At 67.1% G+C, this 24,898-nt stretch carries 19 protein-coding genes and 3 tRNA genes; 4 read left to right on the top strand and 18 right to left on the bottom strand.

Annotation, left to right across the window (positions count from 1 at the left end):
• Positions 1 to 134 precede the first annotated feature (134 nt).
• Positions 135 to 224 (top strand) — tRNA-Ser (locus ABIC35_RS00210).
• A gap of 52 nt (positions 225 to 276) precedes the next feature.
• Here the strand turns inward: ABIC35_RS00210 and ABIC35_RS00205 are convergent.
• Entirely contained in the window at positions 277 to 1,410 is a 1,134-nt protein-coding gene (locus ABIC35_RS00205; RefSeq protein ID WP_436286768.1) for a DUF2252 family protein, read from the bottom strand.
• Positions 1,411 to 1,613: 203 nt separating this feature from the next.
• Between ABIC35_RS00205 and ABIC35_RS00200 the strand changes: the two genes are divergently transcribed.
• On the top strand, positions 1,614 to 2,135 hold the full coding sequence (locus ABIC35_RS00200) for a hypothetical protein (protein ID WP_147425894.1): 522 nt from the start codon (positions 1,614 to 1,616) through the stop codon (positions 2,133 to 2,135).
• 73 nt (positions 2,136 to 2,208) lie between these two features.
• On the opposite strand, the gene cyoD is transcribed toward ABIC35_RS00200, so the two are convergent.
• From cyoD to ABIC35_RS00145, 10 genes are all read right to left on the bottom strand, one after another.
• A complete protein-coding gene (cyoD, locus tag ABIC35_RS00195; RefSeq protein WP_121078123.1) occupies positions 2,209 to 2,595 on the bottom strand; it encodes a cytochrome o ubiquinol oxidase subunit IV in 387 nt (128 codons plus the stop codon).
• Positions 2,592 to 5,261, bottom strand: coding sequence for a cytochrome o ubiquinol oxidase subunit I (gene cyoB, locus ABIC35_RS00185; RefSeq protein WP_183049426.1), 2,670 nt, complete (start codon positions 5,259 to 5,261; stop codon positions 2,592 to 2,594). The genes cyoD and cyoB overlap by 4 nt, the downstream gene beginning before the upstream one ends.
• Positions 5,262 to 5,264: 3 nt before the next feature.
• On the bottom strand, positions 5,265 to 6,179 hold the full coding sequence (gene cyoA, locus ABIC35_RS00180) for a ubiquinol oxidase subunit II (protein WP_121078121.1): 915 nt from the start codon (positions 6,177 to 6,179) through the stop codon (positions 5,265 to 5,267).
• Positions 6,180 to 6,506: 327 nt separating this feature from the next.
• Positions 6,507 to 6,582, bottom strand: a tRNA-Lys gene (locus ABIC35_RS00175).
• Positions 6,583 to 6,613: 31 nt separating this feature from the next.
• A tRNA-Lys gene (locus ABIC35_RS00170) sits at positions 6,614 to 6,689 on the bottom strand.
• Positions 6,690 to 6,788: 99 nt separating this feature from the next.
• Positions 6,789 to 7,907, bottom strand: a complete 1,119-nt coding sequence (rodA, locus tag ABIC35_RS00165; protein WP_121078119.1) for a rod shape-determining protein RodA — start codon at positions 7,905 to 7,907, stop codon at positions 6,789 to 6,791.
• The gene (gene mrdA, locus ABIC35_RS00160; RefSeq protein WP_121078117.1) at positions 7,907 to 9,934 is read right to left on the bottom strand and encodes a penicillin-binding protein 2; all 2,028 of its coding nucleotides are present in this window, start codon (positions 9,932 to 9,934) and stop codon (positions 7,907 to 7,909) included. The genes rodA and mrdA overlap by 1 nt, the downstream gene beginning before the upstream one ends.
• A 3-nt stretch (positions 9,935 to 9,937) precedes the next feature.
• A complete protein-coding gene (gene mreD / locus ABIC35_RS00155) occupies positions 9,938 to 10,447 on the bottom strand; it encodes a rod shape-determining protein MreD (protein ID WP_121078115.1) in 510 nt (169 codons plus the stop codon).
• Entirely contained in the window at positions 10,447 to 11,346 is a 900-nt protein-coding gene (gene mreC, locus ABIC35_RS00150; RefSeq protein WP_121078113.1) for a rod shape-determining protein MreC, read from the bottom strand. Before mreC ends, mreD begins: the two co-directional genes overlap by 1 nt.
• A gap of 16 nt (positions 11,347 to 11,362) precedes the next feature.
• The gene (locus ABIC35_RS00145) at positions 11,363 to 12,403 is read right to left on the bottom strand and encodes a rod shape-determining protein (protein ID WP_064313791.1); all 1,041 of its coding nucleotides are present in this window, start codon (positions 12,401 to 12,403) and stop codon (positions 11,363 to 11,365) included.
• Positions 12,404 to 12,556: 153 nt separating this feature from the next.
• On the opposite strand from ABIC35_RS00145, the gene mutL reads away from it, so the two are divergent.
• Positions 12,557 to 14,395, top strand: a complete 1,839-nt coding sequence (gene mutL / locus ABIC35_RS00140) for a DNA mismatch repair endonuclease MutL (RefSeq protein ID WP_121078110.1) — start codon at positions 12,557 to 12,559, stop codon at positions 14,393 to 14,395.
• Positions 14,396 to 14,402: 7 nt separating this feature from the next.
• Here mutL and ABIC35_RS00135 read toward each other — a convergent pair whose 3' ends face one another.
• From ABIC35_RS00135 to ABIC35_RS00110, 6 genes are all read right to left on the bottom strand, one after another.
• On the bottom strand, positions 14,403 to 15,020 hold the full coding sequence (locus ABIC35_RS00135) for a CAP domain-containing protein (RefSeq protein ID WP_354278136.1): 618 nt from the start codon (positions 15,018 to 15,020) through the stop codon (positions 14,403 to 14,405).
• Positions 15,021 to 15,166: 146 nt separating this feature from the next.
• Positions 15,167 to 16,042, bottom strand: coding sequence for an acyl-CoA thioesterase (locus ABIC35_RS00130; protein WP_121078106.1), 876 nt, complete (start codon positions 16,040 to 16,042; stop codon positions 15,167 to 15,169).
• Positions 16,042 to 17,166, bottom strand: a complete 1,125-nt coding sequence (locus tag ABIC35_RS00125; RefSeq protein ID WP_121078104.1) for an acyl-CoA dehydrogenase family protein — start codon at positions 17,164 to 17,166, stop codon at positions 16,042 to 16,044. The genes ABIC35_RS00130 and ABIC35_RS00125 overlap by 1 nt, the downstream gene beginning before the upstream one ends.
• Before the next feature lie 164 nt (positions 17,167 to 17,330).
• Complete coding sequence (locus ABIC35_RS00120; protein ID WP_121078102.1) at positions 17,331 to 18,518, bottom strand: acyl-CoA dehydrogenase family protein; 1,188 nt, start codon at positions 18,516 to 18,518, stop codon at positions 17,331 to 17,333.
• A gap of 166 nt (positions 18,519 to 18,684) precedes the next feature.
• A complete protein-coding gene (locus ABIC35_RS00115; protein WP_121078100.1) occupies positions 18,685 to 20,709 on the bottom strand; it encodes a 3-hydroxyacyl-CoA dehydrogenase NAD-binding domain-containing protein in 2,025 nt (674 codons plus the stop codon).
• A 56-nt stretch (positions 20,710 to 20,765) separates the two neighbouring features.
• The gene (locus tag ABIC35_RS00110; protein WP_121078099.1) at positions 20,766 to 21,989 is read right to left on the bottom strand and encodes a serine hydrolase domain-containing protein; all 1,224 of its coding nucleotides are present in this window, start codon (positions 21,987 to 21,989) and stop codon (positions 20,766 to 20,768) included.
• Between the two features lie 144 nt (positions 21,990 to 22,133).
• Between ABIC35_RS00110 and ABIC35_RS00105 the strand changes: the two genes are divergently transcribed.
• Positions 22,134 to 23,897, top strand: a complete 1,764-nt coding sequence (locus tag ABIC35_RS00105) for a class I adenylate-forming enzyme family protein (RefSeq protein ID WP_121078096.1) — start codon at positions 22,134 to 22,136, stop codon at positions 23,895 to 23,897.
• 144 nt (positions 23,898 to 24,041) lie between these two features.
• Here the strand turns inward: ABIC35_RS00105 and ABIC35_RS00100 are convergent, their stop codons facing one another.
• Positions 24,042 to 24,842: a DeoR/GlpR family DNA-binding transcription regulator gene (locus tag ABIC35_RS00100; protein ID WP_121078094.1), complete on the bottom strand. Its 801-nt coding sequence runs from the start codon at positions 24,840 to 24,842 to the stop codon at positions 24,042 to 24,044.
• Between the last annotated feature and the right edge of the window lie 56 nt (positions 24,843 to 24,898).

The raw sequence follows: 24,898 nt of genomic DNA, 5'->3' as shown, positions 1-24,898 counted from the left end.
CGCGCACCGTCTCCGCCTTCGCGAAAAAACTTGAAATACCCTGCTTGCGGCCCCCAAAACTTTGCGCTAGTGGCCGCGCCTCACAGCGACCGGTACGCTGCTCGGGCACTCCCGAAGCGCGTATCCTCCCTAGCGGAGAGGTGCCGGAGTGGTCGATCGGGGCGGTCTCGAAAACCGTTGTGCGGGTAACCGTACCGAGGGTTCGAATCCCTCCCTCTCCGCCATGGGGCCCTCGCCGACGCGCTGGGCGGAGCGGCGCTGCTCTCCCAAACAGCATCACGCAGCGACGGCATAGCGCCGGCAATGCTCCAGATAGCCGACCTCGTGGCGGCCGGCGAGCGAGACGACGCTCTCCCACAGCCAGGACGGCGCATCCAGGTTGCTGCGGCGATCCTCGGCGAGGATCTCCAGCCACGCCGCGCGCGCATCGGTATCCATCTGGCGGGCATGCGCCTTGCCGACGACGAAGGCGAGGTAGCGGGCGGACTTCACCGCTTCGCCGCGGCTGAACTGGTCGAGTTCGAGCTTAAGATCCTGCGGCGCCAGCTCGCGGACGAACAGCGAGCGGCCCAGCATGCGTACCGGCGCCATCCGTCTGCCGAGATGCGGCGAGAGCGCGCGGGCTGCCGCCACCACGCGATCGGCATTGTCCTCGGGCAACTCGGCACCCGGCGCGGCGGGGGCGATCGGGTCGATCGCTTCCTTAAGGTCGATCAGCGCATAGCCCTTCCGGCCCTTCTCATCGGGAAGGGCGACGATCGCGGCATAGCGCAGCAGGCCGAGCGAGCTGCACCCCTTCATCCAATAGGCGGCATCGACGAGCCTGATCTCGCGCGCCGCGTCGGCGTCTTCGGCGCCCAGCACGGTGCCCAGCACCGACGGCTTGGCGAGCGCGGCCTCCAGTGCGGCGCGTTCCTTGTCCTCGATCGGCCAGAAGCGCTTGCCGAGCGGAATCTGGGGCTCCACCGCGTCGAGCCGCTCCTTGGCGAGGTGGCGCCAGCGGCGGCCCAGCGCGCGGCGCTTGACGCTCTGCACCACGTCGGGCTCGACGCCGGGATCGCCGCTGGTGGGATCGTGAATGGCGGCGACATAGCCCTCCATCATCTCCTCGAGCATCTGCGCGGTGACGACCCCCGGCAGATCGGCGCCGCGCGCCGCGGTGGCGAGCGACAGGCCCAGCCGGATCATGTCGTGCGCGGGATTGCCGATCACCGCCTGGTCCATGTCGCGGATCTGCACCTCGACGCGGCCGTCGCCGTTGGAGAGGGGGCCGAGATTGCCGACATGGCAATCCCCGCAGATCCAGATCGACGGCCCCTGCGGCACGCGCGCGGAAACGGGCGAGCTCTCCAGCCAGTCGTAGAATTTGGCGGTGTTGCCGCGGACATAGGCGTGCGCCGAGCGTGCCATTTTCAGCGTGCGGTTGGCTTCGAGGATGGTGTTGCGTTCGGCGGCGGAGGGCAGTGCGGGTTTCTTGGCCATGATGCTGCAACGCACGAGATCGGTAAACGTAACGAACTGTTGCTCGGAGGTTGATCGTGCCAGCTTGCGACGAACGGCAAGCCGGACGCGGTGGTCGGGGGAGGCGCGGCGCTGCGCCCTCTAGGCAGGCCGTGGCCCTCGCGGCACTTCGGCCAGGTGAAGCGATCGATCCACCGGAGGTCGTACAAGAGGGGAAGGCGATGAAGCGAAGTAAGGGGAGCCTTCTGGCGCTGGGGCTGATGCTGCTGGCGACGGAAGCCCGTGCGGAGGACGCGCCGCCGAAGATGGTGTCGACGTTGCGGACGGCCTATGTGTTCCCGAACATCGACATGCAGCATGTCGAGCAGGTTCGGCGCCTGATGGAGGCCTATTACACCAAGGGTCTCGCGGCAGCGCGGCCGTATTTGAACCCCGAGGGTGCGGCCGCGTTCATGAAGTTGCGCGATGCGCTGCCCGGGCCGTCATGCGCCGTCGAGATGATCGACGAGAGCATCGATCAGACGGGGGAGCCCGGAACCTCGCGGATGGTGATCTCGCTCCAGGGAATGTGCCAGGAGAAACGGTTCGAATTCTTGTTCGCCTTCAAGGACGGGCTGGTCAATGACATCCTGGATTTCAGCAACGCCGTTCCGATGGCGCCGGGGATGATGTAAGCGGCAGGTGGTCGGAAGGCGGCGATCGGACCTTCCGGCCGACATCGCTTCCGACCACCCGGCCGCGACGGCTTCAGGACTGCATGCCCATTACCTGCTCCATCGGCATCATGTTGGCGTTGAGGTTGTCCATGATCCAGATCGATCCGACGACGACCAGCATCACGATGATGATTCCGAAGGCAAGCGCGAGGACGTTGTTGGTGCTGTCCGGCGCGGTGGTGATGTGGAGGAAGAACACCAGGTGGATGCCCATCTGCGCCACCGCCAGCACGCACAGCCCGATCGGCACGCCGGGACGCCAGAGCGCCCCGGATTCCGCCGCCCAGAAGGATGTGGCGGTCAGTGCCAGCGCCAGCAGCAGGCCGATGATGTAGCCGGCGCTGCCGGAGAGGAAGCTGTCCTGTTCTTCGCCGGGCGCCGCATCGGTGTGGCCGGCATGCGTGGGATGGTCGGTCATAGGCTGGTTCCAAACAGATAGACGATGGTGAAGACGGCGACCCAGACGATGTCCAAGGCGTGCCAGAACAGGCTGAAGCACAGCAGCTTGCGCTGCACCTTCGGCTCGAACCCGCGGGTGGCGATCTGCGCGGCCAGCGACACCAGCCAGACCAGACCGGCGGCGACATGGATGCCGTGGCAGCCGACCAGCGTGAAGAAGGCCGATAGGAAGGCCGATCGCGAGGGGCCCGCGCCTTGCGCGATCATGCTGGCGAACTCGCGCAGCTCGATCGAGAGGAACGCGGCACCGAGCACGCCGGTGAGCGCGAGCATCAGCTGGGTAACCCCGACGTTCCGCCGCTTTGCCGCGAGGAAGGCGAGGCCGCAGGTGAAGGTCGAGAAGAGCAGGCAGACCGTTTCGATGCCCACCGTCGTCCGGCTGAACAGCATCTTGGAGGTCGGCCCGCCGTCCGTGGCGTTGGCCAGCACCGCATAGGTGGCGAACAGCGCCGAGAACATCACGATGTCGGTCAGCAGGAACACCCAGAAGCCGAAGCCGGCGACCACGGTCTTGCTGGCAGGACCGTTGTCGCGCACGCCGGGCTTGGTATCGGCCCCGGCATGCCCCAGCTGGTGCGGGTCGGTGACCTCGAGCGCAAGGGCGGCGTGCGCGGCCTCCTGCCGGTCGGGCGCCACGTCGGCCAGCGCGCCGGTGCGGATCGCGCGCCGGTCCTGGTCGAGCCGGGCGACTTCGGCCGCCGGGATCTCAAACTCGTCCTCGCGGCGCCAGCCGAACGTGGCGAGCGCGACGAAGCCTGCCGCGACGCTGGCCGCGACCAGCCACCAGATGTGCCAGACCATTCCGAAGCCGGCGAAGCTGACGAAGAAGGCGGTGATCACGCCGATCGGCGTCGCGCGCGGCAGTTCGATCGGCTGGTAGGCGGGCGCTTCGTCCAGCTGGAGCTGGGCGATCGCGCGCTGCTTCACGCCCCAATAGGCCTCCTCGCCGCGCACGTCGGGGAGCACCGCGAAGTTGAACGCCGGGGGCGGCGAGGTGGTCGACCATTCGAGCGAACGGCCGTCCCACGGATCACCGGTCACGTCGCGCAGCTTGTCGCGGTTGCGGATCGAGACGATCAGCTGCGTCGCCTGGCATAGCACACCGCACAGGATGAGCAGTGCGCCGCACGCCGCGACGATCTCATAGGGCTGCCAGCTCGGGTCGTTGTAATGCTGCATCCGGCGCGTCGCGCCCTGCATGCCGATCACGTACATCGGCATCCAGGCGAGGTAGAAGCCGAAGAACCAGCACCAGAAGGCCGCCTTGCCCCATCCGTCATGCAGGCGGAAGCCGAATGCCTTGGGGAACCAGTAGGTATAGCCGGCGAACAGCCCGAACACGACGCCGCTGATGATGACGTGGTGGAAATGGGCGACGAGGAACTGCGAGTTGTGGACGATGAAGTCGACCGGGGGCACCGCGAGGAGCACGCCGGTGAGGCCGCCGGTCACGAAGGTGATCATGAAGCCGAGCGTCCACAGCATCGGCACTTCGAAGCGGACGCGGCCGCCATACATGGTGAACAGCCAGTTGAACAACTTCACGCCGGTCGGCACCGCGATGATCATCGTGGCGATACCGAAGAACGCGTTGACGTCCGCGCCGGCACCCATGGTGAAGAAGTGGTGCAGCCACACCATGCACGACAGCACGCAGATCGCCATCGACGCGCTGACCATCGAGCGATAGCCGAACAGCGGCTTGCTCGAGAAGGTGGAGACGACTTCCGAATAGACGCCGTAAGCCGGCAGAGCCAAGGCATAGACCTCCGGATGGCCCCACATCCAGATCAGGTTGACGAACATCATCGCGCTGCCGCCACCATCCGTGGTGAAGAAGTGGAAGCCGAGATAGCGGTCCAGCGTCAGCATCGCGAGGCAGGCGGTGAGGATCGGGAAGATCGCCAGGATCACCAGGTTCGAGGCGAGCGCGGTCCAGCAGAACACCGGCATGCGGGTATAGCTCATGCCCGGCGCGCGCATCTTGAGGATGGTCGTCACCAGGTTGACGGCCGACAATAGCGTGCCGACTCCGGAGATCTGAACCGACCATAGATAATAGTCGACGCCCACCCCGGGCGAGAATTGCAGCTCGCTGAGCGGCGGATAGGCCAGCCAGCCGGTGCGCGCGAACTCGCCGATGAACAGGCTGACGTTGATCAGCAGCGCGCCTGATGCGGTCAGCCAGAAGCTGATCGAATTCATCGTCGGAAAGGCGACGTCGCGCACGCCCAGCTGGAGCGGCAGCACGAAGTTCATCAGCCCCATCACCAGCGGCATCGCCACGAAGAAGATCATGATCGTGCCGTGGGCGGAGAAGATCTGGTTGAAGTGCTCCGGCGGCAGGTAGCCCTGGTTGACGCCCGTGGCCATGGCCAGATGGGTGCGCATCAGCAGCGCGTCGGAAAAGCCGCGCAGCAGCATGATCAGCCCGAGCAGGAAGTACATAATGCCGACGCGCTTGTGATCGACCGAGGTGATCCATTCGCGCCACAGATAGCCCCAATGGCCCTTTGCCGTGATCCAGGCGAGCACGCCCCCGATCACCGCGAGCACGACCGCCGAGGTGATCAGCGGCAGTGGTTCGGCGAACGGGATGGCACTCCAGGTGAGTTTGCCGAGCATCCGTCAATAACCCTTGTTGCTGGCGCCGTGGTCGGCGGCCATGGAATGGGGAGCGACCGCGGCGGTCACGATCGGCTTGCCGGTGGTGATGCGACCGAACAGCGTCGGATCGACCGTGGCGTAGGTCATCGGGGCCACGTTCGCGCTCGGCTTGGCGAGGGCGACATAGCTGGCCGTATCCAGCGTCGGACCGGCGGACTTGGCGGCGGCCACCCACGCATCGAAGCGCGCCTGCGGCACCGCCTCGTAGCGAAAGTGCATGTCGGAGAAGCCCTCGCCGCTGAACTGCGACGAAAGCCCGTCATAGCTGCCCGCCCGATCCGCGATCAGGTTCAGCTGCGAGACCATGCCGGTCATCGTGTAGATCTGGCCGCCGAGCTGCGGCACGAAGAAGCTGTTCATCACCGTGGCGGAGGTGAGCTTCATTTGCACCGGCGCGCCCACGGGGACGACGACGCGATTGACGCTGGCGACGCCCTGCTTCGGATAGATGAACAGCCACTTCCAGTCGAGCGACACCACTTCCACTTCGAGCACCGGCTGGGTCGAGGCGAGCGGCTTGGCCGGATCGAGCTCGTGGCTGGCGAGCCAGGTGACGCCGCCGAGCAGGAGGATGATCATCGCCGGGATCGACCAGATGATGAGCTCGACCTTGCCCGAATAGGCCCAGGTCGGCCGGTAGCGCGCACTGGTGTTGCTCGCGCGGAACCACCAGGCGACGACGACCGTGGCGATCATCACTGGCACGACCACGCACAGCATGATGCCGGTGGCGTTGAGCAGCAGCGTCTTCTCGGCGACGCCGATCGGCCCTTGCGGATCCAGGACGCCGCGGTTGCACCCGCCAAGAAGAAGCGCGAGCGCGCCCGCGCCGGTGCTCCGCAAGGGGAGGATGGGTTTGGGGTTGCGCGCGTTCATAGCGGCCCGGCCCCGGCACGCCGCCTCGATCGGGCGAGCCTTTGCTGCTTTCTCAAAATGCACCTCGACATGTTGCGACGGTCTAAGGAGGATGCGTCCTCGCTTGCCGCGAACGTGACATGGCGGTGCCGGAAGGGTCTTGGATCGAATTGGCATCGCTGGTCGCATGTTGCGATGCAACGGTGGCAGCTAACGTGCGCAGATATCGGTCGTCATGCAGCGGAAATTGGCGCGGGCAGGGTTGCGCGGGCAGAGCCGGCGAGGATCTGGAAAAGAGCAAACAGACTGCCCTGCTGAGCGCGGCGCATCATCAGGCATGTGGGAAGGTGGTGGACACACTTGGGCTCGAACCAAGGACCCGCTGATTAAGAGTCAGCTGCTCTACCAACTGAGCTATGTGTCCATACCGGAAGGCGTCTGGGCAGAAGGAGAAGTGGTGGACACACTTGGGCTCGAACCAAGGACCCGCTGATTAAGAGTCAGCTGCTCTACCAACTGAGCTATGTGTCCATCCGGCTTCTGCATGGCGCCCTTGGTGGGGCACCGCCGCTTCGGAGGCGCGCCTTTAGCGTCGCCTCTCGCGGCTTGTAAACCCCAAAAATGAAAAAATCACCAGCGCGTCTTGGTGCGGCCGTCGCGGTCGATCGAGAGGAGGATGCCCAGGCACAGCATGAAGGTCATCACCGCGGTGCCGCCGAAGCTGATCAGCGGCAGCGGCACGCCCACCACCGGCGCCAGCCCGATCACCATCGCCATATTGATCGAGCAATAGAGGAACATCGTCCCCGAAAGCCCCGCCGCGGTCAGTCGCCCGAACCGCGTCTTGGCGCGCATGCCGACGCCGATCCCCCAGGCGATCAGCATCCCGAACGCGACGATCAGGAACACGCCGCCGGCCAAGCCCCATTCCTCCATCATCGTCGCCAGCGCGAAGTCGGTCTGGCCTTCCGGCAGATAGTCGAGATGGCTCTGCGTGCCCTGCAGGAAGCCCTTGCCGAAGATGCCGCCGGAGCCGATCGCGATCTTCGACTGGGTGATGTGATAGCCGGTGCCGAGCGGATCGCGCTCGGGGTCTAGGAAGATCAACACGCGGTTGCGCTGATAATCGTGCAGCACGAAGTTGAAGGCGAGGGGGGCGGCCACCGCCACCGCCAGCGCGCCGGCGATGAACAGCCGCAGCGGCACGCCCGCCAGGAACATCACCATGACGCCGCAGCCGGTGATCATCAGCCCGGTGCCGAGATCGGGCTGCATGATGACGAGCAGCGCCGGTACCCCGATCAAGATGCAGGCCGGCCAGATCGCCACGAACTTCCGCGTCTCGCTGGCCGGCAGCATCTCGTAAAAGCGGGCGAGCGCGAGCACGATCATCGGCTTCATCAACTCGGAGGGCTGGAACTGGAAGCCGCCGAGGCTGATCCAGCGCTGGCTGCCGCCGGCCACCTTGCCCAGCGCCTCCACGCCGAGCAACGCCACCACCAGCGCGCCGTAAATGGGGAGCGACCATTGCGACCAGAACCGCACCGGCACGCGCGACATCGCCAGCGCGACGCCGAGGAACAGCAGGAAGCGGATTCCCTGATTGAACGCCCAGGGCTTGATGCTGCCGCCGGCGGCCGAATAGAGCACGACCAGCCCGAAGCCGCCGATCGCCAGCACCAAGAATAGCACCTTCCACGGCAGCTGTGCGACCTGGACGGGGACGATGCCGTTGCCGGGGCGCGCCATCAGTCGCCCTCCACGCTGCCGGTGGGCGCGACGTCGCGCTTGGTCGAATCGGCGGTGCTGTTGGCGGCCTGATCAGCGAGGCTGCTCGCCGCTTCCTCGGTATCCTCGGGCGGGGGCGGCGGCGGGGTAGCCTGCGCGGCGCGGAAGGCGGCGCCTTGCGCGGCCATGCGCGTCGTATAGTCGCCACCCCAGGTGGGCTCCACCTCGGCCAGCGTCTTCATCGCAAGGTCGCGGTCGAACAGATAGGTCATGATGTCCCGGCCGATCATCGGCGTGTCGAGGTTGCGGACGGTGTGTCCGTTATGCTCGAGCACGATTGCCGCAGCATATTTGGGATTATCGTGCGGCGCGAAGCAGACGAGCAGCGCGTGGTCGCGCATCTTGAACGGCAGCGATCCGTTCTTGAGCACGCCGGTGCGGCGCTCCGCCATGGTGATGCGGCGGACCTGCGCGGTGCCGGTCTTGCCCGCCAGCGCAACGCCGGCCACGTACATCCGCGCAGCGCCCCCGGTGCCGCCGCCATTGATCACACCGTACATCGCATCGCGCACGATCGCGAGATCCTCCGCGCTCACCGGCAGCGGCTGGGCGCCCGAGGGGCCGTTCGAGAGGAGCCGCGGCACTAGGATCTTGCCCGAGGCGAGCCGGCTGGCCATCACTGCCAGCTGCAGCGGGTTGGCCAGCACATAGCCCTGGCCGATGGAGGCGTTGAGCGAATCCGCCACCGTCCAGGGGTGATGGTATTTCTTCAGCTTCCAGGCGCTGTCGGGCACGGTGCCATAGCGCTGGGTGGTGAAGGGCATATCGAATTTCTGGCCCATGCCCAGCATCCGGGCCATCGGCGCGATCGCATCATAGCCGACGCGGCGGACCATCTCGTAGAAATAGATGTCGCAGCTCTGCATGATCGCGTTCTTGAGGTCGAGCGGCCCGTGCCCGCCCTTTTTGTGGCAGTGGAACACACCGTTGCCGACGCGCAACGCGCCCGAGCAGACCACACGATCGTGCGCGCTCACCCCGGCCGCCATCAGCGCCAGGCCGTTCATCGGCTTGACGGTGGAGCCGGGCGGATAGAGGCCCTGCAGCACCTTGTTCATCAAGGGGACGTGATCGTCCTCGGACAGCATCTTCCATTCGGTCTGGCTGATGCCGTCGGAGAAGCTGTTGGGATCATAGGCGGGCATCGAAGCCATGGCGAGGATGTCGCCGCTTGCCACGTCGATGACGATCGCCGAGCCGGAATTGGTGCCCAGCCGCCGCGCGACATATTCCTGCAGTCCGGAGTCGATCGTGAGCTTGATGCTCTCGCCGGGCGTGTCGGCGCGTGTCTCCAGCTCACGGACCGGACGGCCATGCGCCGTCACCTCGACGCGCTTGGCGCCGGGCTTGCCGCGCAGCCGGTGGTCCAGCGTCTTTTCCAGCCCATCCTTGCCCAGCTTGAAGCCGGGGGTGACGAGCAGCGGATCCTTGTCGGCCTTGAACTGCTCGGCCGAGGCGGTGCCGACATAGCCGATCAGATGGCCGACGCCCGCGCCCAGCGGATAATGGCGTGCATAGCCGCGGGTGGGGGCCACGCCGGGCAGTTCGGGCTGGCGGACCAGCACCGCGGCGAAGCGATCCCAGTCGAGATTTTCCGCCACCTGGACCGGGCGGAAGCCGCCGGCGCGCTTGAGGTCGGTCTCGATGCGGGCCAAGTCCTCTGGGGCGAGGTTGAGCAGCCGGGTCAGCTCGGCGAGCAGCTTGTCCTTGTCGACGATGCGATCGGGGATCAGGTCGACGCGGAAATCGGTGCGGTTGCTGGCGAGCGGCTTGCCGCTGCGATCGAGCAGCCAGCCGCGGCGCGGCGGGATCAGCGTGTTGTTGACCCGGTTGCTTTCGGCCTTGAGCTTGTACTGCTCGTTCTCGACGACCGACAGCCAGGCCATGCGCCCGGCCAGCACCATGCCGACGGCACCCTGCGCCGCGCCGAGCACCACCGCGCGGCGGGAGAAGCTGTAGGTCTGGGCGGCTTCGGTGATCCGCACCATGGCTCAGGCCTTCACCACGTCACGGTCGAGCCAGGCGCACAGCCGCGAGGTGAGCGGGAACAGCATCGCCGAGGCGCCAGCCTGGAGCAGCAGCGCGGCATCGACCTTGGCCGAGATGGGGGACGCAAGGAACCGCCCTGCGATCAGCACGAAAGCGGTCGCGCCCGCGGCAATCAGCCAGTCCTGCCAGAAGTTTCGCCACACGATGCGCGTCTCTAGCACGTCGATGATCAACATGCATGCCATCCACAGGAACATCGCCGAGCCGAAGGGCTGGCCGCTGAGCAGATCGTCGAATAGCCCGAGCGGGGCGGCGACCCAGACGCGCAGCGCGTCGGGACGCAGCAGCCGCCAGCCAAGCAGCATCAGCAGGCCGAAGGGCGGCAGGAAGGGCACCGTGGCCACCACCGGCAGGAGCGTCACCAGCGAGGCAAGCGCGATCGACAGCGGTGCGAGCCAGCGCGCCCGGGGGCGCGGCGAGGGCACTCCCAGCGGCTGGAGGTCGAGCGCCATCACTTGGCCTTGGGCGTGGCGGCGGGTGTCGGGAAGGCCTGGGGCGGCGGCGCCGGCTCGGGCAGGAACACGCGCAGCACCATCACGAAATCGGCCATGTCGGGGTTGCTCGCGGGGGTGACGACCGAGGAGTCGCGGCCGATCGCGCTCACCTTGCCGAGCGGAATGTTGGGCGGGAACACGCCGCCGGTGCCCGAGGTGACGAGCAGGTCGCCCGGCCGGAAGGGATTGGCCGCGGCATTGGCGGCGCGCACGTCGAGCGTCCCGTCGCCCTTGCCGGTGACGATGGCGGGCAGGCCGTCGCTCGCCCGGCGGACGGGGATGGTGCTGTCCGGATCGGTGATCAGCAGCACGCGCGAGGCGTTCGGCCCGGCCTCCACCACCTGGCCAATCAACCCGTCGCCGTCGCGCACGGGCTGTCCCTGGCCGACGCGCTGCCAGCTGCCCGCATTGAGCGTGGCATAGCGGCGGGTGCTGGACGCCGAGGAATTGACCAGCCGGGCGACGACGATCGTCTCCGGCGTGGCATCGCGCGCCTTGAGCAGTTGGCGCAGCCGCTGGTTCTCGCGCTCGAGGCCCAGCGCGCGCTGGAGCGCGGCATGCTCGGCCTCGATCTGGCGCTTGAGCCGCGCATTCTCGCCACGCACCCCGAAATAGCTGCCGATCGCCGTCGGCACGCTGCCCACGCCGCGCCGCACCGTGTCGAGGCCCGAGGAGACCGGGGTGGTCACCTCGGCGAGGGTGCTGCGCAGCGGGCCGAACAGATGCGGGTTGTAGCGCGAGACCAGCACGAGCCCGCCGCCGATCAGCAACAGGCCGATCGCCGCCACATAGCTGAAGAACAGCCCATATTGCGCCCGTCGCGAGAACCCCGGGCGCCGATTCCGTGGCGGCGCCATCGCCGTTGGCCTTTCGTCAGACCTGGAGGAGAACGCCGCGGAACATCGGATCCTCGAGCGCGCGGCCGGTGCCCAGCGCCACGCAGGTCAGCGGATCGTCGGCGACGGTGACGGGCAGGCCGGTCTCGTCGCGCAGCACTTCGTCCAGCCCATGCAGCAGCGCGCCGCCGCCGGTGAGGACGATGCCCTGGTCGACGATGTCGGCGGCCAGCTCCGGCGCGGTGTTCTCCAGCGCGATGCGGACGCCTTCGACGATCGTGTTGACCGGCTCGGACAGCGCCTCGGCGATCTGGCCCTGGTTGATCTGGATTTCCTTGGGCACGCCGTTGACCAGGTCGCGACCCTTGATGTGGATCGTCTTGCCGATGCCGTCGACCGGCGGCTTGGCGACGCCGACTTCCTGCTTGATCCGTTCGGCAGTGGCTTCGCCGATCAGCAGGTTGTGGTTGCGGCGGACGTAGGAGACGATCGCCTCGTCCATCTTGTCGCCGCCGACACGCACGCTGGTCGAATAGGCGAGGCCGCGCAGGCTGAGTACCGCGACTTCGGTGGTGCCGCCGCCGATGTCGACGACCATCGAGCCGATCGGCTCGGTGACCGGCATGTCGGCGCCGATCGCGGCGGCCATCGGCTCCTCGATCAGCCAGACCTGGCTGGCGCCGGCGTTCGACGCGGCGTCACGGATTGCGCGGCGCTCGACCGAGGTGGAGCCCGACGGCACGCAGATCACGATCTCCGGCCAGCGCATGAAGCGGCGCTGCCCGTGCACCTTGCGGATGAAGTGCTTGATCATCTCTTCGGCGACATCGATGTCGGCGATCACGCCGTCACGCAGCGGACGAATCGCCTCGATCGAGCCGGGCGTCTTGCCCATCATCAGCTTGGCGTCGTCGCCGACGGCCTTGACCTTCTTCACGCCGTTCAGCGTCTCGACCGCCACCACCGACGGCTCGTTCAGCACGATGCCGCGGCCACGCAGATATACGACGGTGTTCGCAGTACCCAGATCGATCGCCATGTCGTGGGACATGAATTTGAAAATGCGGGAGAAAGCCATTTATTGATCCGTCCTGCCGGGTTGGGCGCCCCCCCGTCCGGCTGCTCGCACTAAGTGTTTGGCCCGAACCTTTTCCGGGACGGTTTTGACGCCGGCCTGGGGTCTTGCGGATGCGGGTCGCGGGAGGCCGTCGCTTGGGCTACAGCGGATGGCATGTCAATACGCCGACTGCCCGAACATCTTGTTAACCGTATCGCTGCCGGCGAGGTGGTCGAACGCCCTGCCAGCGCCCTCAAGGAACTCGTTGAAAACGCAATCGACGCAGGCGCGACACGGATCACCGTGAAGCTGGCCGGCGGCGGCATCGAATTGATCGAGGTGATCGACGATGGCTGCGGCATGGCGGCGCCCGAAATGGCCCTCGCACTGGAGCGTCACGCCACCTCCAAGCTGCCGACCGACGATATCGAGCACGTCGCGACGTTAGGTTTCCGCGGCGAGGCGCTGCCCTCGATCGCCAGCGTCGCGCAGCTGACGCTGGAAAGCCGGGTGCGCGGCGCCGAAGGCTGGTCGCTGACGGTGGATAACGGCGCACGGATCGCCGAGGGACCGGCCGCCTTGCCGCCGGGCACGCGGGTGCGGGTGGAGGCGCTGTTCGGGCGCGTGCCCGCGCGCCGCAAGTTCCTCCGCTCGACCCGCGCCGAATATGCCGCCTGCCTCGACGGGATGAAGCGGCTCGCCATGGCGCGGCCCGACATCGCCTTCGCGGTCGAGCATGACGGGCGCCGGGTGCTGAGCGTGCAGGGCGGCGAGAGCCGACCGGCGCGGGTGGCGGCGCTCACCGACCGCGCGCTGCAGGAGAACAGCGTCGCGATTGACTTCGAGCGCGAGGGGCTGGTGCTCGGCGGGGTCGCCAGCATCCCGACGTTCAACCGCGGCGTGGCGGACCACCAATATCTGTTCGTCAACGGCCGCCCGGTGAAGGACCGGCTGCTCGTCGGCGCGGTGCGCGGCGCCTATGCCGAGATGCTTGCGCGCGACCGGCACCCGGTGGTGGCGCTGTTCCTCGACGTGCCGCCCGAGGTGGTCGACGTGAACGTCCACCCCGCCAAGACCGAAGTGCGCTTCCGCGATCCGGCGCTGGCGCGGGGGCTGATCGTCAGCGGGCTCCGGCGCGCGCTCGATGCGGCCGGGCACCGCAGCGTGCAGCGGCCGAGCGAGGCGGCGCTGGGATTGTGGCAGCCGGGGGGTGTTCCTACCACTAGCCCCTCCTCCTTGGAGGAGGGGTTGGGGTGGAGGGATTCCAGACCATTTGTTGGTCTCGGTGAGACACAGCCCCACCCCAACCCCTCCCCTGAAGGGGAGGGGCTACGGCACTATTCCGGGATGGTACGGGACTTCCAAACCTTCTTCGCCGCCGCCCCCTTGGCCCGCGCCGAACCCGCGCGCCACGAAGCCCCGCTCGCCACCGATTTCCCGCTCGGCGTCGCCCGGGGCCAGGTCGCCAAGACCTATATCGTCGCCGAAGCGCAGGACGGGCTCGTCCTGGTCGACCAGCATGCGGCGCACGAGCGGTTGGTGCTCGAACGCATGCGCCGCGCCATGGCCGGGGGGACCGTGCCCAGCCAGGCGCTGCTCCTCGCCGAAGTGGTCGAACTCGACGAGCCCGGCTGCGACCGGCTCGAAGCGCGCGTCGAGGAACTGCGCGCCTTCGGGCTCGAACTCGAACGCTTCGGCCCGCGCGCGATGCTGGTCCGCGCGGTGCCCGCCGCGCTCGGCACCGGCGACGTCCACGGCCTCGTCACCGATCTCGCCGACGAACTCGCCAGCTTTGACGAGGCGCTGAGCCTCAAGGAACGGCTCGACCATGTCGCCGCGACCATGGCCTGCCATGGCTCGGTCCGCGCCGGCCGCATCCTCTCGGTCGCGGAAATGAACGCGCTGCTGCGCGAGATGGAGGTCACGCCGCATTCGGGCCAGTGCAACCATGGCCGCCCCACCTGGGTGAAGCTGGCGCATGGCGACATCGAGAAGCTGTTCGGCCGGAAGTGACGGCCGCTCAGCGCTGCTGCAGGGCGTAGCGGAGACGCACCGGGCGGCCGTCCTTGGTCGCGCTGACGTCGACGACGCAGATATGCTCCATTTTGCTGTGCGGCCCGCAGCCGATTCCGGCGAACTGGAGCTTGGCGTCGAACAACAGCCTTCGGTGGCCACGATCGGGAACGCCGTCGTCGACGATCATCTGCCGCACTACCTGCTCTGCATCGTCGAAACCGTATGCGATCGCTTCGCCGACGAAGACGTCCCCGCCGTGACGCTTGACGCGGACGCCGGGATCGCTGCCATCGGCCCCGCGATGCCCGCGCGCGCCGAGCGCGCCCTGCTCGCGGGAGAAGTCGACCGCGGCCAGTGCCAGGATTTCGGCCCGGGTGAGGGGCGGCAGCGGCTCCTGCTTTTCGAGGAAAGCGATCGTCTCGTCGACGACCACCGTGCCCTCGCGCGTGAGCAGGCCGTTATAGTCGCCAGGCATATAGACGACGGCGCCATCGAAATAGCTGCGATATTCCCGCAGCTTTTCGGCATAGGCACGAGGATTGGACCGGGCGGCGTTGATCTGGGCGAGGACGGCGTCCTCAAGTGTCTGCGCATGCAGCGCCGTCGCGGTAAAAAGCGACACGAGAGGCGCGCATATCGCGAGTACGCGATACGACATAGGATAAAACCCCAAACCTCCCGGCTAAGGGCTTATCTGCATGAACGGTGGATAATCAAGCGTAATAATTGCGCACGTGAGATGAAATCGATCGCCTTTGCGACAAATCGTTACGCCGTGCGGATCAGCCCTTCCTGGGTCACGCTCGCCACCAGCCGGCCGTCGCGCGCATAGATGCTGCCGCGGTTGAAGCCGCGGGTGTGGCCGGCCCAGGGGCTATCGGTGGCGTAGAGCAGCCATTCGTCGAAGCGGAACGGTTCGTGCAGCCAGAGGGCATGGTCGAGGCTTGCGGTCTGCACCTGACCGCTCATCCAGCTGACGCTGTGCGGCAGCATGCAGGTGCCGAGCAGGGTCATGTCGCTGGCATAAGCGAGCATCGCGCGGTGGAGCGCGGGCTCGTCGGGCAGGGGGGCGACGACGCGGAACCAGCTAAATTGCCGCGGTTCGCGCGGCTCGGGCTGGAACCAGTTGCGCGGGTGGACCGGGCGGATCTCGATCGGCCGGGCGCGGAGGAAGAAGCGCTTGAACTTCTCCGGGATCTGGTCGCGGATTTCTTCGCGCAATTCGGCCTCGGAGCGGAGCTCCTCGGGCGGGGGCACGTCGGGCATCGCATCCTGGTGGTGCAGCCCCTCGGCGGGGAGCTGGAACGACGCCGCCATGTTGAGGATCGGCTTGCCCTTCTGCATCGCGATCACGCGGCGATTGGCGAAGCTGCGCCCCTCGAAATCGCGCACCACGCGGTAGAGGATCGGATAGTCCTCGTCGCCCGGCCGCATGAAATAGGCGTGGAGCGAATGGGCGACCTTGCCGTCCTCGACCGAGCGCTGCGCCGCCTGCAGCGCCTGGGCGATCACCTGGCCCCCGAACACCCGACCGACGCCGCCCGGCTGGCGGGCACCGCGATAGAGATCGGTATCGAGCGTTTCGACGTCGAGCAACGCGGTAAGGCCGGCGACCAGGTCTTCGGGGGATTTCGCGTCGGTCATCAGTAGCCGGCTGCCTCCGCCAGCGCATTGGCGTGATAGTTGGAATCGCCGAACATCTCGGCGAGCACGCGAGCGCGCTTCATGTAGAAGCCGATGTCATATTCGTCGGTCATACCGATCCCGCCGTGCATCTGGATACCCTCCTGCACGGCGAGCGTGGTGGCAAGCCCGGTCATCGCCTTGGCGATGGCGACGGCCTCGTCGGCGGGCTCGCCGGCATCGAGCAGCTGCTGTGCCTTGAGCGTCGCTGCGCGAGCAACTTCCATCTCGCTGTAGAGATGCGCGGCGCGGTGCTGGAGCGCCTGGAAGCTGCCGATCAGTGTGCCGAACTGCTTGCGTTCCTTGAGATAGCCGAGCGTCATGTCGCTTGCGCCTGCGCCGACGCCGAGCAATTCGGCCGAGGCACCGGCCCCGGCGGCGCGGAGCAGGCGGCCGAGCGGATCGGCGCCGGCGTCGATCTCGCCGACCACCGCATCGGCGGTGACTTCGACGCCGTCGAAGCTGGCGTGTGCAGCGAGGCTGGAATCGGCCAGGCGCTCGGGACGGAGATCTAGGCCCGCGGCCTTGGGGTCGATCGCGAACAGGGTGATGCCGTGCGCGTCCGTGTCGCTACCGGCAGTGCGGGCGGTGACGAGGATCAGGTCGGCGGCATGGGCATGGTGGGCGAAGCGCTTGGTGCCGGTCAGGCGGAAGCCGTTGCCGGCGCGCTCTGCCTTGAGGGCGACGGCGCGGCCGAACTTGGGCTTCTCGTCATGTGCGATGGCGATCACCGCCTCGCCCGCGGCGATGCCGGGAAACCAGCGCTCGGCATGGCCGGTGCCCTTCAGCGCCTCGACCGCGGCGACGGCGGTGGAGAGGAAGGGGGAGGGGGTTAGGTTGCGGCCGATCTCCTCCAGCACCACGCCCGCCTCGACATGGCCGAGGCCCAGGCCGCCGGCGGTCTCGGGGATCAGGATGCCGGTGAGGCCCATCTCGGCGAACTGCTTCCACAGGTCGCGGCTGAAGCCGGTCGGGTCCTTGGCGTCGCGCAGGGCCCGCAGGTGGCGGACCGGGGCGTGTTCGGCGATGAAGTCGCGGGCGGTGTCGCGGAGCATCGTCTGTTCGTCGTTGAGGTAGAGCGGCATCGATCTTCCCTTGAAAACTCCCTCTCCCGCCTGCGGGAGAGGGTCGGGGTGAGGGTGAGTCGGGCGAAGGGAAGGGCCGCATTCGCCCCACACACCCTCACCCTTCCGCCGCCTGGCGGCGGCTCCCTCCCTCTCCCGCAGGCGGGAGAGGGAAAGCATGCCTCTCAGCCCGGCAGTTCGAGGATGCGTTTGGCGACGATGTTGAGCTGGATCTCGCTCGTCCCGCCCTCGATCGAATTGGCCTTGGTGCGCAGCCAGGCGCGCGGCTTGGCGCCCTTGGCCGAGGCCTCGCTCTCCCATTCCAGCGCGTCCGACCCGCCCGCGCTCATAATTAGCTCGTGGCGCTGCTTGTTCAGCTCGGTGCCGACATATTTCATCATGCTCGGCTGGGCGGGATGCGCGCGGCCGGCCTTGAGTTCGTCGAGAAAGCGCTCGGACATCGCCGAGAAGGCACGCATCCGCACCTCGAACAGCGCGATCTGGGCACGCAGGATGGGATCGGCGAGCCGGCCCTGATTGTCGAGGCCGATCGTCGCGATCGCGCCCTCGATCAGCGGATTGCCGCCGGCCCGGTCCAGCCCCATGCCCGAGATCATCTCGCGCTCATGGCCAAGCAGGTATTTGGCGACGTCCCAGCCCTTGTTCTCGTCGTGGACGCGCTGCGCCTTGGGCACTTTCACATTGTCGAAGAAGGTTTCGCAGAAGGGCGAATAGCCCGAAATCAGCAGGATCGGCTTGGTCGAGACGCCGGGCGAGGCCATGTCGAACAGTACGAAGCTGATGCCGCCCTGCTTGGTCTCCTTGCTGGTGCGCACCAGGCAGAAGATCCAGTCGGCCTTGTCGGCATAGCTGGTCCACACCTTCTGCCCGTTGACGACATAATGGTCCCCGGCATCTTCGGCCCAGGTCTGCAGGCCGGCGAGGTCCGAGCCGGCATTGGGTTCGGAATAGCCCTGGCACCAGCGGATTTCGCCCCGGGCGATCTTGGGCAGATGCTCGAGCTTCTGCTCCTCGGTGCCGTATTTGAGCAGCGCCGGCCCGAGCATCGAGATGCCGAAGCTGTTGAGTGGGGTGCGCGCGCCCATCCGCTTCATTTCCTCGCGCAGGATCTTGGTCTCGGCCGGGGAGAGCCCGCCGCCGCCATATGCCGTCGGCCAGTCCGGCACGGTCCAGCCGCGTTCGGCCATGCGGTCCATCCACAGCTTCTGGTCGGGATGCGCCCAGTCGGGATTGCGCCCGCCCCAGACGATGTCCTTCTCGGACCGGATTGGCTGGCGCATGGTGGCGGGGCAGTTCGCCTCCAGCCAAGCGCGGGTGTCCATACGGAACTGCTCAAGCTGCTCGGTCATCATCCTCTCCCATCCAAACTCCTCTCCCCTTGGGAGAGGGAGGGGCCCGCCGCCATCAGGCGGTGGGAGGGTGAGGGTGGCCATGTTAGCCTGTTATCCCCGCTCACCCTCACCCTTCCGGCGCTTCGCGCCTCCCTCCCTCTCCCGCTGGGAGAGGGAGAGCAGAGCATCACCGGTTGAACTTCTCGCCTTTTTCCGCCTTTTCGCGGAGTAGCGGGGCGACTTCGAAGCCGTACTTCTCCAGGCCCTCGACGATCTTCTTGAGGCCCTCGGTGTCGGCCCAGAACATCGGCCCGCCCCGGTACGGCGGCCAGCCATAGCCATAGACCCACACCACATCGATGTCGCTTGCCCGCTGGGCCATGCCCTCGGCGAGGATCAGCGCGCCTTCGTTGACCATGGTGTAGAGCGTGCGGACGACGATCTCTTCCTCGGTGATTTCGTGGCTGGGCACGTTCAGCTTGCCGCGCCATTCCTCGATCAGCTCGGCGACGCGCGGGCTGTTCGAGGGCTGCCGCTTCTCGTCATAATCGTAGAAGCCGGCGCCCTTCTTCTGGCCCCAGCGGCCCTCGGCGGCGAGCGCGTCGCGGATATTCTCGATGCGGTTGGGATCGCGGTGCCAGCCGATGTCGACGCCGGCGAGATCGGCCATTTGGAACGGCCCCATCGGCATGCCGAAGGCGACATGGACCTTGTCGATCTGCTCGGGCGTGGCGCCTTCGAGCAGCATCTTGGTGGCTTCCACCTGACGCGGCATCAGCATGCGGTTGCCGATGAAGCCGTAGCAGACGCCCGCGATCACCGCGACCTTCTTGATCTTCTTGCTGAGCGCCATCGCGGTCGCCAGGACGTCGTCGGCGGTCTTGGCGCCGCGGACGATCTCGAGCAGCTTCATCACATTGGCCGGCGAGAAGAAGTGCAGTCCCACCACGTCCTGCGGACGGCTGGTGGCGGCGGCGATCTCGTCGATGTTGAGATAGCTGGTGTTCGAGGCGAGGATCGCGCCCGGCTTGGCGATCTTGTCCAAGCGCCCAAACACGTCCTTCTTCACGTCCATGCTCTCATAGACGGCCTCGATGATCAGGTCGCATTCCGCGAGATCGTCGAAGTTGAGCGTGGGCTTGAGCAGGCCCATCGCCTTCTCGACCTGCTCGGCGGTCATGCGGCCCTTGGCGGCGGTCGCCTCGTAGTTCTTGCGCATGACGCCGGTGCCGCGATCGAGCGCGTCCTGCGCCATCTCGACGATGGTCACCGGCACGCCCGCCGACAGGAAGTTCATGCTGATCCCGCCGCCCATCGTGCCGGCACCGATCACGCCGACGCGCTTGATGTCGCGCAGCTGGATGTCGTCGGCGATGCCGTCGATCTTGGCGGCCTTGCGCTCGGCGAAGAAGATGTGGCGGAGTGCTGCCGACTGCTGGCCCATGATCAGCTTCATGAAGCCCATGCGCTCTGCCTGGACGCCTTCGGCATAGGGCTTGCCGGCGGTCTGCTCGATGATGTCGATGATCGTGTTCGGCGCGTCGAGCCCGCGGAAGCGCTTGGCGTTGGTCGCGCGGAACTTGGCGAAGGTCTCCGCATCGATGGTGACCGGGCGCTCGCTGGAGCGCGAGACCGGCTGGCCGATCACCTCGTTCGCGAAAGCAACCGCATCGGCGAGCAGGCTGTCCTCACCCGCGAGGCGATCCACAAGCCCTGCGTCCTTCGCCTGGGTCGCGGAGATCGGGTCGCCCTTGGTCGCCATCTCCAGCGCGACTTCGACGCCCGCGACGCGCGGCATGCGCTGGGTGCCGCCCGCGCCGGGGAGGATGCCCAGCTTCACTTCCGGAAGGCCGAACTTCGCCGAGGGCACCGCGATGCGATAGTGCGACGCCAGCGCCACCTCGCAGCCGCCGCCGAGCGCGGTGCCGTGGACGGCGGCGATCACCGGCTTGTCGAGCGCCTCGATCTGGTCGACCAGCACCGGCAGCGACGGCTCGGCCATCGCCTTGCCGAACTCGGTGATGTCGGCACCCGCGAAGAAGGTGTTGCCGGCGCAGATGATGACGACCGCCTTGATGCTGTCGTCACCCTTGGCTTCCTCGATGCCGGCCTGCAGCCCCTGCCGCACCGCCGCGCCGAGCGCGTTCACCGGCGGATTGTCGGAGGTGAGGATCAGGACATCGCCCTGACGGCTGGTGGTAATCACGGACATGCGTTCGAACTCCTAGTTCGCAGTTCCGGCCGGGGCCGGGAGGGGGTGAGGGGCGCTCATCGGGTGAGCGCCGAATAGATCAGCGTCTTGAGCTCGCGCCGGATCGGGTAGAGCATCGACGGCGAGAATTGCGTCATGAACACCATCGAGATCCGCTCGACGGGATCGACGAAGAAGGCGGTCGAGAACATCCCGCCCCAGTAGAATTCGCCGACCGAGCCGGGGATCATGGTCTTGGCGACGTCCAGGTTGATCGCGAAGCCCAGGCCAAAGCCGACGCCGGCGTTGGTCGTCTCGTTGAACAGTCCGCGCGACAGGCTGGCAAGATCGCGGCCGCCGGGCAGGTGGTTGATCGTCATCAGCTGCACAGTCTTGGGCGAGACCAGCCGTACACCGTCAAGCTCGCCGCGGTTCAGCAGCAGCGTGTTGAAGCGGTGATAGTCGAGCGCGGTCGAAACCAGCCCGCCGCCGCCCGAGGTCAGCCGAGGGAAGCGCGACCAGGCCGATGCCTCGCCGCGATCGTACAGCACCCGCCCTTCGCCTTCCTTCATCGTCCAGCAATCGGCGAGGCGATGCACCTTGTCAGCCGGCACCTGAAAGAAGGTGTCGTGCATGCCCAGCGGCGCGAAGATGCGCTCGGCGAAGAAGCGGTCGAGCGTCAGGCCCGACAGCCGCTCGACCACCGCGCCCAGCACATCGGTGGCGACCGAATAGGTCCAGGCCTCGCCCGGCGAGAATTCCAGCGGCAGCGTGCCGAGCGTCGCGATGAACTGGTCGAGCGTCAGGTTGCCGTGCCAGCTCTCGATCCGCCCGGCGCGATAGGCGGCGTCCACCGGCGTGCGTTCCTGGAAGCCATAGGTAAAGCCGGCGGTATGGCGCAGCAGGTCGACCATCCGCATCGGCTGGGCGGTGGGCTTCGTGACGAAGGGATCGCCATTGCCCCCGCCGGCATAGACGCCGACGCCCTTCAGCTCGGGCAGTACATGGTGCACCGGTGTGTCTAGCGCGACCAGCCCTTCCTCCAGCAGCATCATGAAGGCGAGGCTGGTGATCGGCTTGGTCATCGAGGCGATGCGGAACAGCGTCGATTCGTCGACCGGCACGCCGCCCTCCCGCGCCGCGCCCTGGTGCGAGAAATGGACGATCCGCCCGTCGCGCGCGAGCAGCAGCTGCGCATGCGGCAGCTTGCCGGTGTCGAGATAACGCGTCTTCACAAAGGCATCGATCCGCGCCAGCCGGGCGGCATCGAATCCATGGGCGATCGGGTCGTCGACTTCCATGCTTGGCGGCATACCTCTCGTTCGAATTCGGTTCAATGCACCTTCTGCCGGGTGCGCGCTTTCTATTGCCTTGAGCGCGCGGCAAATCAACACTAACGTGTGTATCGGTTGGTCAACGAGCCAAACCCAAAGTTCAGAAAGTCGATGGAGAGCGCTGCCTTGACCCTTGAACCGATCGTGCCCTTGCCCCCCGACTGGCCCAAAGCCCCGCTCGCCGCCGTGGACGCCATGCTCACCGCGCCCGGCGCCAAGTTCGAAATGGATACCGTGGAGATCCGCGGCGTTCCCACGCGCGTGTGGAAGAACGCGCCGCCCACCGCGGCGATTCTGGCGCGGCTGGCGCGCGGCTATGGCGAGCGGCCCTTCACCATCTATCAGGACGAGCGGGTCAGCTACGAGGCCAACTACCGCGCTACCTGTCATCTCGCCTCCTGGATGCAAGCAAAGGGAATAGCCAAGGGCGACCGCGTCGCGCTGGCGATGCGCAACCTGCCCGAATGGCCGACGATCTTCTTCGCCGCGGTGAGCATCGGCGCGATCCTGGTGCCGCTCAACGCCTGGTGGACCGGCGCCGAGCTCGAATATGGCATGAAGGATTCGGGCGCGAAGCTGCTGTTCGTCGACGGCGAGCGGCACGAACGGCTGAAGAGCTGCTACAAGGCGCTGCCCGATCTGGAGCAGGTGGTGGTGAGCCGCGCCTGTTCGCCGCTCGAGGGCGATGCGGTCGCGCTGGAATCGATCCTGGGGCCCTGCAACAGCTGGGCCCAGCTGACCGACATCGCTTTCCCGGAAGTTGGGATAGCGCCGGACGACGACGTCACGCTCTTCTATACGAGCGGCACCACCGGCAATCCCAAGGGCGCGGTGGGCACGCATCGCAACCTGATGACCAACATCCTCACCGCCGGCTATTCGGTTGCGCGGTCGATGCTGCGTCGGGGCGAGGTGCCGCCGGCCGCGCCACCCTACAAGGTGGGGCTGCTGGTGATCCCGCTGTTCCACGTCACTGCGTGCAGCGCCGGGCTGATGGCGCTGATCGCGGCGGGCGGCACGGTGGTGTTCATGCGCCGCTGGGAGCCGATCGAGGCGATGGAGATCATCCAGCGCGAGAAGGTCAACCAGACCGGCGGGGTGCCCACCATCGCCTGGCAGCTGCTCGAACATCCCGAGCGGCACAACTACGACCTCTCCAGCCTGGAGAGCATCTCCTATGGCGGCGCGCCCTCAGCGCCCGAGCTGGTCAAGCGCATCTTCCAGGAATTCGGCGCGCTTCCCGGCAATGGCTGGGGGATGACCGAGACGATGGCGACGGTGACGCACCATCTCGGCGAGGAATATCTCGCCCGGCCGACCAGCGCCGGGCCGCCGGTGCCAGTCGCCGAGCTCAAGATCATGGATGTCGACGGCAAAAGTGAACTGCCGGTCGGCGAGGTCGGCGAGCTCTGGGCCAAGGGGCCGATGATCGTAAAGGGCTATTGGAACAAGCCCGAGGCGACCGCCGAAACCTTCCGCGACGGCTGGGTGCGCACCGGCGACCTAGCGCGGCTGGACGAGGAGGGGTTCCTCTATGTGGTCGACCGCGCCAAGGACATCATCATCCGCGGCGGCGAGAACATCTATTCGTCGGAAGTGGAGGACGTGCTCTACGCACATCCGGCGGTGACCGACGCGGCGCTGATCGGGATTCCGCACCGCACGCTGGGCGAGGAGCCGGTGGCGGTAGTCCATCTCGCGCCGGGGACGAGCGCGACCGAGGCCGAGCTGCAGGCCTTTGTTCGCGATCGGATCGCCGCGTTCAAGGTGCCGGTGGCGATCCGCTTCTCGGCGGAGACTCTGCCGCGGAATGCCAATGGCAAGATTCTGAAAAAGGATCTGAAGGCGCTGTTCCTTACCGACAAGGCGGCGTGAGGCCCTCCGTATCCTCCCCCGCCAGGGGGAGGTGGCGCCGAAGGCGACGGAGGGGGCGGTAAGCAGCCAATGGACGGCAGGGCTTCCTCCCCCTCCGTCAGGCTGCGCCTGCCACCTCCCCCTGGCGGGGGAGGATAAGGCCCCTCAAACCACGTGTATCGACGTCCCCGCCGCCGCCGCCGCGGCCGCAATCTCCTCCGGCGGTGCCTGGTCTGTTACCAGATCGTGCACATCCCCGAACCCCGCGACATGCACGAAGCCCGACTTGTCGAACTTGGTCGCATCGCACAGCACCGCGACGCGCCGCGCCTGGGGGAGCAGGCTGCGCTTGAACGCCGCCTCGCCCGCGTCGAAATCGAGGAAGCCCCGCACCGGATCGACCGCGCCCATCGACAGCACGGTCAGGTCGGGCGCGAACTGGCGGCAATAGTCGATCGCCTCGCTGCCGAATGCGGCATGATAATCAGGATCGACTGCGCCGCCCGCTACATAGAGCCGCTGCCCCGCGTGCCCGAGCACCTGCGCGGCGATTTCCATGCTGTTGGTGATCACCGTCAGGTCGCGCACATGCCCCAGTGCTCGGGCCAGCCATAAAGTGGTGGTGCCCGAATCGAGCAGCAGCGTCATGCCCGGCCGCACCAGCGCCACTGCGCGCTCGGCAATGCGCTGCTTGGCCTCGGCCTGGTCGCGCAGCCGCTGGCGATAGGGCGGCTCCAGCACCCCGCCCGGCAGGCACACCCCGCCATGGATCTTCTGCACGCGCCCGGCCTGTTCCAGCTGGCGCACGTCGCGGCGGATCGTCTCCTCGGACACGTCGAACCGCTCGGCGAGCTCGCCGATCGACCATTGGCCGCGCTGCTCGAGCAGTTCGAGCAGCGTGGTGAGGCGTGCGGCCTGTGTCGCGCGGGTAGAGGGCGCCCGAACGGGCAGGTCCAAGCTTTCCATAGGGCGACTGTATCAGCGTTGGTCGCTGCCGAGAACCCACACGAGAACGTTCAAAT

The sequence above is a fragment of the Sphingomonas trueperi genome (assembly GCF_040545965.1).
Taxonomy (GTDB): Bacteria; Pseudomonadota; Alphaproteobacteria; order Sphingomonadales; family Sphingomonadaceae; genus Sphingomonas; species Sphingomonas trueperi_C.
Note: the sequence above shows the minus strand (reverse complement) of the source record. Positions and strands in the feature narration are given on the sequence as shown.